The sequence below is a fragment of the Methylobacterium sp. D54C genome, from assembly GCF_053345595.1.
Map to the genome: position 1 here is coordinate 22,792 of NZ_JBKFAK010000001.1, position 14,420 is coordinate 37,211.

The following is a 14,420-nucleotide window of genomic DNA, read 5'->3' on the forward strand; positions in this document are numbered from 1 at the left end:
TCGATGGAGGTGATGTGATGTCGTTCGCGCTGGTGCCCGTCGCCGAGGCGGCCCTGTTCACGTTCGGGTGCCTGGTGATCCACGCCCTGCGGCGCCACGCCGACCTGGTCACCGCGACGCTCGCGTGCCTCGCGACGCTCCTCGTCCTGATGATCGGCATCGCCTGCGCGCCGGAATCCTTCGCGAAGTATCAGGCGGCGAGCGTCGCCGACTTCGCCCGCCTGGATCAGGCCATCTACTGAGGCTTCGCCCCGTGGCCGACGGCGTCGAGGCCGCCGGTCCGGAGCTTCGCGAAGCGGCCGCCGGTCCCGCGCTGGCCGGCGACGGCCACGTCGAAATCGTCCTTCGGGAGCTTGGCGAGGAAGCGCTCGGCGATTTCGAACAGAAGGATGTCGGCGCGGACCCGCTCGATATAGGCCCAGTCGAGGCTCGACGACCAGACGAAGTGCACCTCGCTGAAGCTCTCGGCGAGTAGCCCGGTCAGCAGGAACGGGTCGAAATGGGCGCAGGAATCGCCGAACAGGACGAGCCGGCGCGGATCGGCCGCCGGTGACGCGTTCCGGTAGACGACATGCGCGCCGACATGCACCTCCCGGTCGCGCCCTTCCGCCTCGTAGGCGGCGAGCAGCGGCCCGGTCTCGACCCGCGACGCGTCGCGCTGCAGCATGAACCGTTCCAGGCGCTCGCGCGGCCGCTCCGGCAGCTTCTCGCCGAGATCCATGAGCTGGTCCGAGACGATGCCCGGACGCGCGCCGATGTCGGCCGGCGGGATCGCCCCGAGCGCCCGCATGATCGCGCGGTAGGCCAGCAGGCAGCCCTGCGCGGTCCAGTGCGTGTCGGTGCGCAGGTAGAGCGGCACCGGCCCGTTCCGGGCGGCGCGGAGCGGGGCGAGAAGGTCGAGATAGGCCGGATGCCGGGCGAGGCTGCGGGCCAGCCGCCGGGTCGAGGCCTTGCCGGGGGCGTAACGCAGGCCGTCGGTCTTGTCGTCGTAGACCGACAGCTTCTCCGGCACGATCACGTGCAGGCAGCGGATGCCGAGGCTCTCGGCCCGCCGCGCGCGGGCCTTGATCAGCCGTGTCCAGCCGCGCAGCAGCAGCCAGTGCCGCAGGCCGCCGCGATACCGGTCCATGACCCGGTTGGTCCCCCCCGTGAGGAATAACCAGCCGTCGCGGCCGACATGTACGCTCTCCCTGCCTGCAGACATGACGGTGCTTTAGCCGCACCGCGAGCGGGCGACTAGGCCGGACCCGGCACCGGGACCGCGCGTTCGTCAGGCATGACGCCCTCGCCCGCACCGGCCGTCCAGACCCGCGATCGCCCGGAGCATGCCGGCGGCCCGGAGCCCATCCGCCCGGAGCCCGCCCGCCCGGCGCGGCTGTGGCGCCCGCGCCGCGTGCTGGTCATGCCCGCCGCCCTGGAGCACGCCCACGGGCGGGCCATGCTGGCCCGCGCCGAGGCGCTGGGCCTGCCGGTGGAGCGGCTGGCGTCCAACCGCCTGCCGAGCCCGCGCGAGCCGGATCCTCGGCGCGCCTACGCGGCCGCCAAGGCGACCCTCGCGCTGACGGTCGCCCCGCCGACCAAGCTGCGGCTGCAGCCGATCCCGCCCTCGGCCGACTGGCGCTTCGACCTCGCCGAGGGCTGCCCGGCCCATTGCCAATACTGCTACCTCGCGGGCTCTCTGTCCGGGCCGCCGGTGACCCGCGCCTACGCCAATCTGGCGACGATCCTAGACAACCTCGCGGACTATGCGGGGCGCGGCGCGGTGACGTCGGCCTCCGCCGAGCGGGCGCGGGAGGGGACCACCTTCGAGGCGTCCTGCTACACCGATCCCCTCGGCATCGAGCACCTGACCGGCTCGCTCTCGGCGGCGATCCGGCATTTCGGCGCCTGGGACGCGCCGGTGCAGCTGCGCTTCACCACCAAGTTCGCCGCGGTCGAACCGCTCCTCGACCTGCCGCACAACCGGCGCACGCGCATCCGCTTCTCGGTCAATCCGCGGGCGGCCGCGCATTACGAGGGCGGCACCGATCCCCTCGACGCGCGGCTCGCCGCCCTGGCGGCGGCGGCGCGGGCCGGCTACCCGGTCGGCCTGACCGTCGCGCCGATCCTGCCGGTTCCGGACTGGGAGGACGCCTATGCCGGGCTGGTCCGCGCCGCCGCCGACGCGCTGGCCGGCGTGCCCGATCTCGACCTCACCGCCGAACTCATCACCCACCGGTTCACGCCGGGCTCGAAGGCGGTGCTGCGCGGCTGGTATCCCGGCTCGGACCTGCCGCTGGACGAGGCGGAGCGCGTCGAGAAGCGCACCAAGTTCGGCTCGGTGAAGCACGTTTTCCCGAAGCCCCTGATGCAGGCGATGCGCGCCCATCTCACCGCCTGTCTCGCCCGCGACCTGCCGGCCGCTCGGATCCTGTACTGGACCTGAGCGCCCGCGGGCGCCATCTGGCCCCGATGATCGACGCGGACCCCCTGATCCTGACGCTCGCCTTCGACGAACCGACTTTCGCGCGGTTCGACGGCGAGCGGCGCCGCCACTTCCCGGAAGCCCTCAACCGCATCCCGGCGCACGCGACCCTGTTCCACCACCTGCCGGGCGACCGGGAGCGGGGCGTGATCGAGGCGATCACCGCCCTCGCCCGCACGGTGCCGCCGCCGGAGGTCGCGGTGACCGGCCTGCGCTTCACCGGCCGCGGCGTCGCCTACGCGCTCGACTCCGACGCGCTGGTGCGCTTCCGGGGCCGCCTCGCGCAGGAATTCGCGGCCCACCTCACCGCCCAGGACCGGCAGGGCTGGCGCCCGCACGTCACGGTGCAGAACAAGGTGTCGCCGGACACGGCCCAGGCGCTGCACGCCGACCTGTCGGCGGGGTTCGTGCCGTTCCGGTTCACCGCCCCCGGCACCCTGCTCTGGCGCTACCGCGGCGGCCCCTGGGACGCCGTCGCCCGCCTGCCCTTCGGAGAGAATGCCTGATGGATGTCGACGCGCACCGGGAGACCGCGCCATGAGGGCGCCGGGCAACCTGCGGCAGAACCGGCTGATCGAGCCCGCGATGGCGGTGTGGCTGCGGTTGCGCCTGAACGAGGTCGGTCCCCTCGTCGCCCTGCTCTGCCTGAGCATCCTCGGCTACGGGTTCTTCTACCTCGCCCACGAGGTCGGCGAGGGCTCCACCGCGGCCCTCGACCGGCGGATCCTGCTCGCCCTGCGCAACCCCGCCGATCTCGCCGACCCCATCGGGCCGCCCTGGCTCGAGGAGGCGATGCGCGACATCACCGGGCTCGGCAGCGTCTTCACCGTGCTGTTCCTGACCTGCGCGGTGGCGGCCTATCTCGGCGTGTCCGGGCGCCGACGCATCGGTCTCTACGTCCTCGCCGCGGTGGGGAGCGGCGAGCTGGTCTCGACGGTGCTGAAGATCTTCTACCATCGGCCCCGGCCGGACCTCGTGCCCCACGGCATGGAGGTGTTCACGGCGAGCTTCCCGAGCGGCCACGCCACCATGTCGGCGATCGCCTACCTGACCCTGGCGACCCTGATCGCCCGGATCGAGCGCAACCGCCGCGCCAAGGCGCTGGTCCTGGCGCTCGGGGTGAGCGTGACGCTGCTCGTCGGCATCAGCCGCATCTATCTCGGCGTGCACTGGCCGAGCGACGTCCTGGCCGGCTGGTGCATCGGCGCTGCCTGGGCATCCCTGTGCTGGTTCGTCGCCCTGCAGCTGCAGCGCCGCGGCGAGGTCGAGGCGCCCGACCCGCCGCCGCCCGCCTGAGGCCGCCGTTAAGGTAAACAGACGGTTAAGGTGGACGGGCGGGGGCGGTCCGGGCTGGATGGCGGTTGTCCCCGCAACCGAAACCGTCAGGGTCAGACGATCGTGGTCGAGCGCCGCCGCACTGCCCGACGCCGCGTCTGCCTGGGCGGGCGGCTGCGCGTCGCGGCCTTCCTCCCGGAGATCGACTGCACGGTCCGCGACGTGTCCCTCGACGGGGCGCGGGTCCGGCTGCCGTCGGAGGCCGTGCTCCCCGACTGCGTCGAGCTGTTCATCCCCTGTCGCGGCGAGATCCGGCGCGCCTTCGTGGCCTGGCGCGCGGGCGAGTCGGTCGGCCTCGGCTTCGCCGAGACCCGCGCGGCGACGGAGCCCGAGGCGGTCGCGCGCCGGCTCGCCGCCAGCGAGGCGGAGGTGGCGCGTCTGCGCGCCGCGCTCCTCGACGGAAACAGCCCGGAGCCGGGTCGCGTTCACTGAGGGCGCGGTCCCGCCATCCGGCGGCTCCCGGCGCGGGCGGCGCCCCGGGCGCGGCCCTCCCGATCCGGCGACACGGCGAGGCACATGGCGGACGACACCCGGCTCTCACGACGCACTCTCCTCGCGGCCGGGGGCGCCCTGGCCGGCGCCGCGGCCGGCGGCGGCGCGCAGGCCGCCCCGCCGGCCGCCCCGCCGGCCCCTTCGGTCCCGGCCGATACCGGCGCCGTGCAGGGCGGAAAGGTGATGTTCCCGAACTGGCGCGGGCCGGGCGACCGGCCGCCCGCCCCGAGTCCGGCGCCGCAGCCGCCGGGTCAGCGCGTCGGCTACTGCGTGGTGGGTCTCGGGCGCCTGAGCCTCGACGAGATCCTCCCGGCGTTCGGCGAGAGCAAGCGCGCCCGCCTCGCGGCGGTGATGTCGGGCTCGCCCGACAAGGCGAAGCTCGTGGCGCGGCAGTACGGGCTGCCGGACGACGCCGTCTACGGCTACGACGCGTGGGATCGCCTGAAGGCGAACCCCGACGTCCAGGCGGTCTACATCGTCACGCCGAACGGCGTGCACCGGGACAACGTCGTGGCGGCCGCCGCGGCCGGCAAGCAGGTGCTCTGCGAGAAGCCGATGGCCGTGACCTCGGACGAGTGCCGGGAGATGATCGCGGCCTGCGCGAAGGCCGGCGTCAAGCTGATGATCGCCTACCGGTGCCAGTACGAGCCCCACAACCGGGCCGTGATCAAGCTCGCCCGCTCGGGCGAGTTCGGCCGGCCGCGGCTGATCCAGGCGTTCAACGGCCAGACCACGGGTCTTCCGGAGCAGTGGCGCCTGCGCAAGGCGCTGGCGGGCGGCGGCTCGCTGCCGGATATCGGGCTCTACTGCCTGAACACCGCCCGCGCGGTTCTCGGCGAGGAGCCGAACCTGATCCAGGCCCAGATCCACTCGCCGCCGGACGATCCCAAGTACCGCGAGGTCGAGGAGACGGCGAGCTTCACCCTCCACTTCCCGTCCGGCGTGATCGCCCAGTGCCTGACGAGCTACGGGGTCTACGAGGCGCGGAGCCTGACCCTGCACACCGGGACAGCCTCCGTCGATCTCCAGAACGCCTTCGCCTATCAGGGCCAGCGTCTCTACATCGGCCACCGCGACGGCAGGAACGCCGCCCGGGACGAGAAGGTCCTGAGCCCGAAGAACCAGTTCGCCCTGGAGCTGGACCACTTCGCGCGGTGCATCCAGGAGAACCTGCGGCCCCGCACCCCCGGCGAGGAGGGGCTTCAGGACCAGGTCCTGATGGAGGCGATCTACGAGGCCGCCCGCACCGGCGCGCCGGTCAAGGTCGGGCCGCCCCCCGGCGCGGGCTCCGGCCTCGACGTGACGCGCGGGCCGGAGCCGGAGGAGCCGTCCTGAGGTGCCTCAGAACGGCAGCAGGATGTCGACGAGCTGCTGGCCGTAGCGCGGCTGCTGCACGTCGGTGATCTGGCCCCGGCCGCCGTAGGCGATGCGCGCCTGGGCGATCTTGGCCGAGTCGATGGTGTTGTCGGACTCGATGTCCTCCGGCCGCACCACGCCGGCGACGATCATCTCGCGCACCTCGAAATTGACCCGGATCTCCTGCTTGCCCTCGACCACGAGGTTGCCGTTGGGCAGAACCTGGGTCACCACCGCGGCGACGTTCGTCAGGACGGACTCGGTGCGCTGGACCGAGCCGGCCCCGTCATTGGCCATGGCCGAGGTGGCGGAGAGCAGCGCGGTGCTTCCGACGCCGAAGGACTTGCCGACCGCGTTGTTCTCCAGGCCCAGGGCGTTGGGCAGGCCGAAGCTCTCGGTGTTGGCCCGGGAACGCTTGGTCTCGTTGCTGATGTTCGCCTGGTCGGTGACCTTGACCTTCACGGTCAGGATGTCGCCGAGCTTGGCGGCGCGCTGGTCCTTGAAGAAGGCGCGGGAGCCGGTGCGCCACAGCGAGTTCGGCGCGTACGAGACCGGCTGCACGTCCGGCATCGGCATCCGCACCGGCTTGTAGCCCGGCTGCGCGGTCGGGTCCTCGATCGCCGACAGGGCCGGGGTCAGGCCGACCTGCGAGAGGCGGTCGGCGGTGTTGCAGGCGCCGAGCGCGCCGGCGATCAGGGCGGCGGCGAGCGGGTTCAGGACGGTGCGACGGGCCATCGGGCTATCACTCTTCGACGCGTGCAGGGCGGGCGGTCAGCGCAGGGAGGCGGTCGCCTGGACGGGGGCGGCGCCGGCGGCCTGCCGGGCCGCGGGGCTGGGGCTCACCGAGACCCGGCCGGGGCCGATCACGGTGGCCTGCAGGACCTTCTTGGAGGCGACGTTGACGACGTTGACGACGGCGCCCATGCGGCCGGAATCGTTCGACAGGCCGCGCATCGACAGGCTGATGCTCGGCGTCTCGTACACGATGGTTACGTTCTCGCCGCGGGCGACCAGGTCGGGCGGGGCCGTGTCGGTGACCCGCAGCACGGTGCCGGCCGTGAGGGTGTTCTGCGCGACCTCGCCGAGGATGGTCGTGGCGCTGCCCTGCGCGTCGGGGGCGACGGATTCGCGCGGGCGCCGCTCCAGGGCGACGTCGCCCTCTCTGACCGGCTCGCCGCGGTTGAGGTTCCGGGTGAGCACCGCCACCTCGCGCAGCTCCACGACCACGCCGGAGACGCGCAGCGAGACCTGCCGCTCGCCGAGGGTGACGAGGCCCGCGACGCGGCGCGTCCGCGCATCGTAGGTCAGGTCCAGGGCCGCGGCCTGCCCTTCGAGGTCCACCGGCGCCAGCAGGGTCGGCCCGTCGCCGTCGAGGCGGACCGCGATGTTCTGGGCGTTGAGCCCGTAGCCGGTCTCGAGGCCGCGCTTGAGCGCCGCCTCGATCTCCGGCGGCCCGAGGCGGCGGGCGGCGCGCTGCACGGCGATCTGCAGCCGGCCGCCGGTCTCCAGGCCGCTGAGGCCCAGGGCGGAGGCCGCGTCGAGGATGCGGCGGGTCTGGATCGTCCCGGTGGCGCCGAGGCTGGGCGCGCGGAACAGCGGGCGCGTGGCCAGGCGCTCGGGCGCGCCCTCGACGAGATCGGCGAGCGTCAGGACGTCGCCGCGGGCGGTGACGTCGCCGCGCAGCCGCAGGCCCTCCGCCCGCGCCATGGCCGGGATCGCCAGGGCGCCGAGGGCCGCGAAGGTGAGGAAGGCCAGCAGCGCGCGCAGGATGACGGCGGCGCCGAGGGGCATCACCCGCCGCGGGACGCGCCGCACGATCGGGCTGATGTCGTCCCCGGCCCCCGCGGCGATGCGGGGCAGGTCGAGGGTCCCGAAGTCGGGATCGAGCGGGTCGGGATGCATGCCGGCATACATGTTCAGGGACCTGAAGCGGGGTGCGGGTCGCGCGGTTAGCTGCGGAACATCTGCGTTGTGGTGGAGAGCATCTGGTCGGCGGCGGTGACGACCTTCGAGTTCATCTCGTAGGCGCGCTGCGCGGCGATCAGGGACGAGATCTCCGTGACGGCGTTCACGTTCGCCTCCTCCAGGTAGCTCTGCTGGAGGTTGCCGAAGCCGTCGGCGCCCGGCAGGCCGCTGATCGCCTGCCCGGAGGCGGCGGTCTCGACGAACAGGTTGTCGCCGATCGACTCGAGGCCGACCTTGTTGACGAAGCGCGAGAGCTGGAACTGGCCCAGCGCCTGCGGCGCCGTCTGGCCCGGGATGTTCGCCTGCACGACGCCCGTGGCGCTGATCGTCACGGACGTCGCGTTCTGCGGCACGGTGATCGCCGGATCGAGCAGGTAGCCGTCGCGGGTGACGAGCTGGCCCTGGGCCGAGAGGTCGAAGGAGCCGTCGCGGGAATAGGCGGTCCGGCCGTCCGGCAGCGTCACCCGGAAGAACCCGTCGCCGCGGATCGCGACGTCGTAATCCTTCTCGGTCGAGGACAGCGTCCCCTGCGACATCACGCGGGCCGTCGAGGTGGTCTTCACGCCCGAGCCGAGGCTGAGGCCCGCCGGGAGCTGGGTGTTCTGCTGCGAGGTCGAGGCGCCGGCCCGGCGCATGTTCTGGTAGAGCAGATCCTGGAAGTGCACCTGCTGGCGCTTGTAGCCGGTGGTGCGCAGGTTCGCGATGTTGTTGGAGATGACCTGGACGTTGAGTTCCTGGGCCGCCATGCCGGTGGCGGCGGAGTAGAGGGCGCGCATCGGTCAGGCCTCCTCAGGCGACGTCGGCGAGGCGGCGGATCGCCGTGCCCCGCAGGTCGTCGAGGCGCGAGATCATGCTCGACACCATGGCGTAGGTCCGGTTCACGTCCATGAGCCGGGTCATCTCGATCACCGGGCGGACGTTGGAGCGCTCCAGCGACTCGGGTTCCAGGCGCCCGTCGATCCCGGCGGGGCGGGCGGGCTCCGGCGAGGCGTAGAGGTTGGTCCCCTCGTTGGTCAGCCGCTGCGGGTTGGCGAAGGTGACGAGCTTGATCCGCCCGCGGATGCCGAGGTTGGTCGACACGGTGCCGTCGGGGCCGATGGCGAGGCCGGTCTCCTGCGGGTTGATGCTGATCGGGCCGCCCTCGCCCACGACCTTGTAGCCGTCGCTGGTGACGAGCGTGCCCTGCGCGTCGAGCTCGAAGGCGCCGTTCCGGGTGTAGCGCTCGCCCTGGGGCGACTGCACGGCGATGAAGGCCGAGCCCTTGACCGCCACGTTGAGCGGGTTGCCGGTCTGCTCGATCGGGCCCTGCCCGAGGTCGAGGCTGGTGCCCTGGTCGATGACGTAGGACAGGCGCCGGTCGGGCCGGGCGAACGAATCCGCGCTCGCCACCGGCATCAGGTATTCCTCGAAGCGGGTGCTCCGCGCCTTGAAGCCCGTGGTCGAGACGTTCGCCATGTTGTTGGCGATCACGTCCAGCTCCCGCTGGAGCGCCATCTGGCTCGACACGCCGACGAAGAGGGCATTCTGCATCGTGGACTCTGGGACTCGCGGGCCGCGGAGGCGGCAACGATCCATTCAGCATCCGCTGTGCCAAACCCGTCTGCGGCAAATTTTAGCGTTGTGACAGGGACTTGGTTAGCGACGCTCGCGTGTCGCGGCGGCGCGGGGGCTGCGCCGCGGCAAACCTGACCCGGCAGGAATTGCCTCCTTAACGGCGCGTTAACCGTGATGCTCCGATATCCAGGTGTACCTGGCGCGCGGTCTCCCGCGAGAGAGCATTATTCCATGGCCAAGACGCCGAAAAAGGCCTCCGCCGAGGACGGCGAGGCCAAAGCCGAGGGCGCCCCGAAGGGCAAGAAGAAGCTCATGATCATGGTGGCCCTCGCGGTCCTGATCGCGGGCGGCGGCGCGGGCGCCTTCCTGATGATGCGCGGCGGCGGCCAGGGCGACGGCAAGGAAGCCGCGCAGGGCGGCGGCCATGGCGGCGGGCACGGCGACGCCAAGGGCGCCGGTCCGGACGCCAAGAAGGCCGTAGTCTTCGTCGACGTGCGCGAGATGCTCCTCAACCTCTCTCCCGAGCTGCCCCAGGACAAGGCCAAGTACGCGAAGGTCCGGATCTCGCTGGAGCTGAAGGACGCCAAGGTCGAGGAGGAGGTGAAGCCCCTGATGCCGCGGGTCGAGGACGCGCTGCAGGTCTACATGCGCGAGCTGCGCGCCAGCGACATCACCAACTCGATGGGCCTGTTCCGGCTGCGCGAGGAGCTTCTGCGCCGGATCAACATCGCCCTGTACCCCGCCAAGGTCGACGCGGTGCTGTTCAAGGACGTGATCGTCCAGTGAGCGCGCCCGCGACCCTGCCCCGTCCATCGCGCGCCGCGCCGCGCCGGGCCCCGATCGAGCACGCCTGATGGAACCCGAGGACGAACTCCCCGAGGACGACTGGTCGGCAGCCCTCCTGGAGCAGGGGGCCGAGGGCGGCGACACGTCGCTGGCCGAGGAGTGGGGCGCGGCGCTCGCCGAGCAGGGCACCACGCGCAACGCGGGCGACGTCGCCGCCGAATGGGCGACGATGATCGAGGACGGGGAGAGCGACAACCTCCCCGAACTCGCCGGCAACGACCGGGTGCTCAACCAGGACGAGATCGACGGCGTCCTCGGCTTCTCCATGCGCGAGCTCTCGGCCTCCGGGGCCGGGGGCGTGCAGGCCATCGTCGATTCGGGCGTCGTCCAGTACGAACGCCTGCCGATGCTGGAGATCGTCTTCGACCGGATGATCCGGTTGCTGTCGACCTCCCTGCGCAACCTGTTCCAGGACAACGTCGAGGTGACCCTCGACAACATCACCTCGGTGCGCTTCGGCGACTACCTGAACGCGATCCCGCTGCCGACGCTGCTGGGCGTGTTCCGGGCCGAGCAGTGGGAGAATTCCGGCCTCGTCACGGTCGACTCGAACCTCGCCTACGCGACCTTCGACCTGCTGCTCGGCGGCAAGCGCGGCGGCTCGTCGAGCCGCCTCGACGGCCGGCCCTTCACCGCCATCGAGATGACGCTGGTGCGCCGCCTCGTCGAGATCGTGCTGGGCGACCTCGAGATGTCGTTCCAGCCGCTCTCGCCCGTGAGCTTCGGCATCGACCGGATCGAGACCAACCCCCGCTTCGCCACCATCACGCGGCCGGGCAACGCCGCGATCCTGATCAGCCTGCGCCTCGACGTCGACGGGCGCGGCGGCATGCTGCAGATCCTGTTCCCCTACGCGACGATCGAGCCGATCCGGGAGCTGCTGACCCAGAGCTTCATGGGCGAGAAGCTCGGCCGCGACCACGTCTGGGAGGGCCATCTCGCCACCGAGATCTGGCAGGCCGACGTGACCATGGACGCGGTGCTGCACGAGATGATGCTGCCGCTGAAGCAGGTCATGAGCCTGAAGGTCGGCGAGACGCTGATGTTCGAGGCCAAGCCCTCGGACCTCATCACCGTGCGCTGCGGCGACTGGGCGCTGACGCAGGGGCGGATCGGCCGGGTCGACGGCCACATCGCCGTCCAGGTCACCCGGCCGCTGCGCCGCTCGCGCACGACGATCCAGGCCTACGAGGCCTCGATGAACAACCGCTCGGACAATTAGTGCCGATGAGGGTCCGGTCATGAGTCTCTTCGTCACCCTCGCGGCCGACATCCTGGTCGCCGTCCTCCTGGCGGCGACCATCGTCACGTCCCTCCGGCTCTCGCGCCGCATCGGCCAGATGAAGGGCGACGAGGCCGCCCTCCGCCAGACCATCGGCGACCTGATGGTCGCGACCGGCACGGCCGAGCGGGCCATCGCGGGCCTGCGGGCGGCGATCGACGAGGGCGACCGCACCCTGAACGCGAGCCTGGAGACCGCCACGATCCGCGCCGGCGAGCTGCGGCTGCAGGTCGAGGCCGGCGAGGGCGTGATCACCCGCATCGGCGCCATCGTGGCGCAGATGCGCGCCGTGCCGGTCCGTCCCGAGCCCGCGCCGGAGCCGAGGCCCGCGCCGCAGGCGGTCCCCAAGCCGGCGCGCGCGCCGGAGATCCCGGCCGAGCGCCGGCCGGAGCACGCCAGCCCGAATGGGGAGCGCCTCGGCGTGGCGGCCGCGGCGGCCCTCGCCATGAGCGAGCGCGCCCTCGCCCGCGTCCGGGCGCGCGCCGCGTGACCGGGGTCAAGGCCCCGAAGATCCCGCCGCCGAAGCCGGATCCCGAGGAGCGGATACGCCGCGCCGCGACGCCCGAGCGGCGCGCGCGCCGGAAGCCCGTCCGGCAGTTTCGGCTGCGCCTCATCGACGCCGTGGCGCTCGCGGCCGGTGGGCTGCTCGTGCTCAAGCTGCTCAGCCTGCTGCAGGCCGGCCTGCCGGAGAGCGCGGCGCTGCCGGAATACGGGCGCGCGGTCGCCCGGGCGCGCACCGGCTTCGAGCCCTTCGATCCGGTGACGACCGGTTCGGTGGGCGCCAAGGAGGCGCCGGCAGCCGCGCCCGAGCAGCCGTCGGCCCCTCCCCTGGCCCCGGCCCAGTCCGCACCGCCCGCGGCCGGGAGCTCGGCCTCGCCCACCGAGCGCCTGCTCCTTGAGAAGCTCGGTGCCCGGCGCGACGCCCTGCGTCAGAAGAGCGACGAGCTCGAGCTGCGCGAGAAGATGCTGGGCGAGGCCGAGCGCAAGCTCGAGACCGGGCTCGGCGACCTCAAGAAGGCCGAGGACAAGGTCGACGCCGTCGCGAAAGCGAAGGAGGACGCCGAGAAGCAGGCCCTGAAGAACATCGTCACGATGTACGAGGCGATGAAGCCCAAGGACGCAGCCCGGGTCTTCGACCGGCTCGGGCTCGACGTGCTGGTCCCGATCGTGCTGGCCATGAACCCCCGCAAGATGTCCGAGGTCCTGGCGGTGATGCAGCCCGAGACCGCCGAGCGCCTGACTGTCGCCCTCGCCAACCGCGCCCGCGGCGCCGCCGGACCGCAGGCTCAGGCGGGAACGGGGCTCCCGGCGAACGAGCTGCCGGCGATCGATCCCGGGGCGCCGATCCGGTAGGTCCGTGGCGCGCTGGAGCGCCGGGCCGACCTTCCGGGACCGCCGGCCCGCCCGTCCGGCCGCGTCGTGCCAGCCCGCCCCGTGCGGCGTCCGCGCGGGCTAGGGTCCGGGGCCGGGCGCGCTATAAGGGGTCCATGTCAGAGGCCGATCCCCAGCCGCTCCTCGCCGTCGAGGACCTCTCCGTGGCGTTCCGCGCGCGGGAGGGTGAGACCGTGGCGGTCGACGGCGTCTCCTTCACCATCCGCCGCGGCGAGACCGTCGCGCTCGTGGGCGAATCGGGGTCCGGCAAGTCGGTGACCGCGCTGGCGATCCTGCGCCTCCTCGACCCCGCGGCCCGCCAGGACGGGCGGATCCTGTTCGCGGGCCGCGACCTCGCGCGGCTGCCCGAGCGGGCGATGCGGGACGTGCGCGGCGCCGACATCACCATGGTGTTCCAGGAGCCGATGACCTCGTTGAACCCGCTCCACACGATCGAGCGGCAGATCGGCGAGGTGCTCGGCCTGCACCGCGGCCTCGCCGGCAAGGCGGCCCGCCGCCGGATCCTGGAGCTTCTGGAACTCGTGGGCCTGCGCGACGCCGAGCGGCGCATGGGCGCCTACCCGCACGAGCTCTCCGGAGGCCAGCGCCAGCGCGTGATGATCGCCATGGCGCTCGCCTGCGAGCCGGACCTCCTGGTCGCCGACGAGCCGACCACGGCCCTCGACGTGACCGTGCAGGCGCAGATCCTGGCGCTGCTCGCCGACCTGCAGAAGCGCCTCGGCATGGCGATGCTGTTCATCACCCACGATCTCGGCATCGTCGAGCGGATCGCCGACCGCGTCTGCGTGATGCTGAAGGGCAAGATCGTGGAGGCCGGCGCCACCAAGGCCGTCTTCGCGGATCCGCAGCACGCCTACACGCGCCGCCTGATCGCCTCCGAGCCGAAGGGCCGGGCCAACCCCGTCCCGGCCGACGCCGCCCCGCTCCTGGAGGCCGGCCCCCTGAAGGTCTGGTTCCCGCTGAAGTCGGGCCTGCTCCGGCGCGTCACCGGCCACGTCAGGGCCGTGGACGGCGTCTCCCTGCGGGTCCGGACCGGCGAGACCGTCGGCGTCGTCGGCGAGTCCGGCTCGGGCAAGACAACCCTCGGCCTCGCGCTCCTGCGGCTCACGGGCTCGGAAGGGCCGATCGTCTTCCTCGGCAAGGCGATCGACGGCTACGGCGTGGCGCAGATGCGCCCGCTGCGGAAGGACATGCAGGTTGTCTTCCAGGATCCCTACGGCTCCCTGTCGCCGCGCATGTCGGTGGCCGACATCGTCGCCGAGGGACTGGTGGTCCAGGGCACGGCGCGCTCCCGGGCGGAGCGCCGGGCCGTGGTCGCCAAGGCGCTCACCGATGTCGGGCTCGATCCCGCCGCCATGGACCGCTACCCGCACGAGTTCTCCGGCGGCCAGCGCCAGCGCATCGCCATCGCGCGGGCGATGGTGCTCAATCCCCGCTTCGTCGTCCTCGACGAGCCGACCTCGGCCCTCGACCGCTCGGTCCAGGCCCAGATCGTGACCCTGCTGCGCGACCTCCAGCGCGAGCGCGGCCTCGCCTACCTGTTCATCAGCCACGACCTGAAGGTGGTGCGGGCGCTCGCCAACTACGTGATCGTCATGCAGAACGGCCGGGTGGTCGAGGAGGGCGACGCGGAGACGATCTTCGCGAGCCCCCAGACGCCCTACACCCGCGCCCTGTTCAAGGCCGCCTTCGCCCTCGAGAGCGACGCCCCCGCCGAGCTGGAGTCGGCCTGAC

At 72.5% G+C, this 14,420-nt stretch carries 16 protein-coding genes; 11 read left to right on the forward strand and 5 right to left on the reverse strand.

The window, feature by feature from the left end; translation table 11 throughout:
* Positions 1–17 precede the first annotated feature (17 nt).
* Entirely contained in the window at positions 18–242 is a 225-nt protein-coding gene (locus ACLBYB_RS00130; RefSeq protein ID WP_447697479.1) for a hypothetical protein, read from the forward strand.
* Here ACLBYB_RS00130 and ACLBYB_RS00135 read toward each other — a convergent pair.
* Entirely contained in the window at positions 236–1,204 is a 969-nt protein-coding gene (locus ACLBYB_RS00135) for an alginate O-acetyltransferase AlgX-related protein (RefSeq protein WP_447697480.1), read from the reverse strand. The genes ACLBYB_RS00130 and ACLBYB_RS00135 overlap by 7 nt on opposite strands.
* Positions 1,205–1,402: 198 nt before the next feature.
* Between ACLBYB_RS00135 and ACLBYB_RS00140 the strand changes: the two genes are divergently transcribed.
* From ACLBYB_RS00140 to ACLBYB_RS00160, 5 genes are all read left to right on the forward strand, one after another.
* Positions 1,403–2,425 carry a spore photoproduct lyase family protein gene (locus ACLBYB_RS00140; RefSeq protein ID WP_447698122.1) on the forward strand — a complete coding sequence of 341 codons (1,023 nt, stop codon included), beginning with the start codon at positions 1,403–1,405 and terminating at the stop codon, positions 2,423–2,425.
* Between the two features lie 26 nt (positions 2,426–2,451).
* Complete coding sequence (locus ACLBYB_RS00145; protein ID WP_447697481.1) at positions 2,452–2,970, forward strand: 2'-5' RNA ligase family protein; 519 nt, start codon at positions 2,452–2,454, stop codon at positions 2,968–2,970.
* 31 nt (positions 2,971–3,001) lie between these two features.
* Positions 3,002–3,760, forward strand: coding sequence for a phosphatase PAP2 family protein (locus tag ACLBYB_RS00150; protein WP_020093634.1), 759 nt, complete (start codon positions 3,002–3,004; stop codon positions 3,758–3,760).
* A 102-nt stretch (positions 3,761–3,862) separates the two neighbouring features.
* On the forward strand, positions 3,863–4,231 hold the full coding sequence (locus ACLBYB_RS00155) for a PilZ domain-containing protein (RefSeq protein ID WP_447697482.1): 369 nt from the start codon (positions 3,863–3,865) through the stop codon (positions 4,229–4,231).
* Positions 4,232–4,315: 84 nt separating this feature from the next.
* On the forward strand, positions 4,316–5,626 hold the full coding sequence (locus ACLBYB_RS00160; protein WP_427508119.1) for a Gfo/Idh/MocA family protein: 1,311 nt from the start codon (positions 4,316–4,318) through the stop codon (positions 5,624–5,626).
* Between the two features lie 6 nt (positions 5,627–5,632).
* Here ACLBYB_RS00160 and flgH read toward each other — a convergent pair whose 3' ends face one another.
* From flgH to flgF, 4 genes are read right to left on the reverse strand one after another with little or no spacing between them, the layout of a single operon-like run.
* The gene (flgH, locus tag ACLBYB_RS00165) at positions 5,633–6,382 is read right to left on the reverse strand and encodes a flagellar basal body L-ring protein FlgH (RefSeq protein ID WP_020093631.1); all 750 of its coding nucleotides are present in this window, start codon (positions 6,380–6,382) and stop codon (positions 5,633–5,635) included.
* Between the two features lie 36 nt (positions 6,383–6,418).
* A complete protein-coding gene (gene flgA / locus ACLBYB_RS00170; RefSeq protein WP_447697483.1) occupies positions 6,419–7,561 on the reverse strand; it encodes a flagellar basal body P-ring formation chaperone FlgA in 1,143 nt (380 codons plus the stop codon).
* 35 nt (positions 7,562–7,596) lie between these two features.
* Positions 7,597–8,388 (reverse strand): flagellar basal-body rod protein FlgG, encoded by a 792-nt coding sequence (gene flgG, locus ACLBYB_RS00175; RefSeq protein WP_020093629.1) that lies wholly within the window; start codon positions 8,386–8,388, stop codon positions 7,597–7,599.
* A 13-nt stretch (positions 8,389–8,401) separates the two neighbouring features.
* Positions 8,402–9,142 (reverse strand): flagellar basal-body rod protein FlgF, encoded by a 741-nt coding sequence (flgF, locus tag ACLBYB_RS00180; protein WP_042671790.1) that lies wholly within the window; start codon positions 9,140–9,142, stop codon positions 8,402–8,404.
* A gap of 255 nt (positions 9,143–9,397) precedes the next feature.
* Between flgF and fliL the strand changes: the two genes are divergently transcribed.
* From fliL to ACLBYB_RS00205, 5 genes are all read left to right on the forward strand, one after another.
* A complete protein-coding gene (fliL, locus tag ACLBYB_RS00185) occupies positions 9,398–9,952 on the forward strand; it encodes a flagellar basal body-associated protein FliL (protein WP_020093627.1) in 555 nt (184 codons plus the stop codon).
* Between the two features lie 64 nt (positions 9,953–10,016).
* The gene (gene fliM, locus ACLBYB_RS00190; protein ID WP_091681367.1) at positions 10,017–11,234 is read left to right on the forward strand and encodes a flagellar motor switch protein FliM; all 1,218 of its coding nucleotides are present in this window, start codon (positions 10,017–10,019) and stop codon (positions 11,232–11,234) included.
* 19 nt (positions 11,235–11,253) lie between these two features.
* Positions 11,254–11,784: a DUF6468 domain-containing protein gene (locus ACLBYB_RS00195; protein ID WP_447697484.1), complete on the forward strand. Its 531-nt coding sequence runs from the start codon at positions 11,254–11,256 to the stop codon at positions 11,782–11,784.
* A complete protein-coding gene (locus tag ACLBYB_RS00200) occupies positions 11,781–12,647 on the forward strand; it encodes a MotE family protein (RefSeq protein WP_244539974.1) in 867 nt (288 codons plus the stop codon). Before ACLBYB_RS00195 ends, ACLBYB_RS00200 begins: the two co-directional genes overlap by 4 nt.
* Before the next feature lie 134 nt (positions 12,648–12,781).
* Positions 12,782–14,419, forward strand: a complete 1,638-nt coding sequence (locus ACLBYB_RS00205; protein ID WP_447697485.1) for an ABC transporter ATP-binding protein — start codon at positions 12,782–12,784, stop codon at positions 14,417–14,419.
* Position 14,420 lies beyond the last annotated feature (1 nt).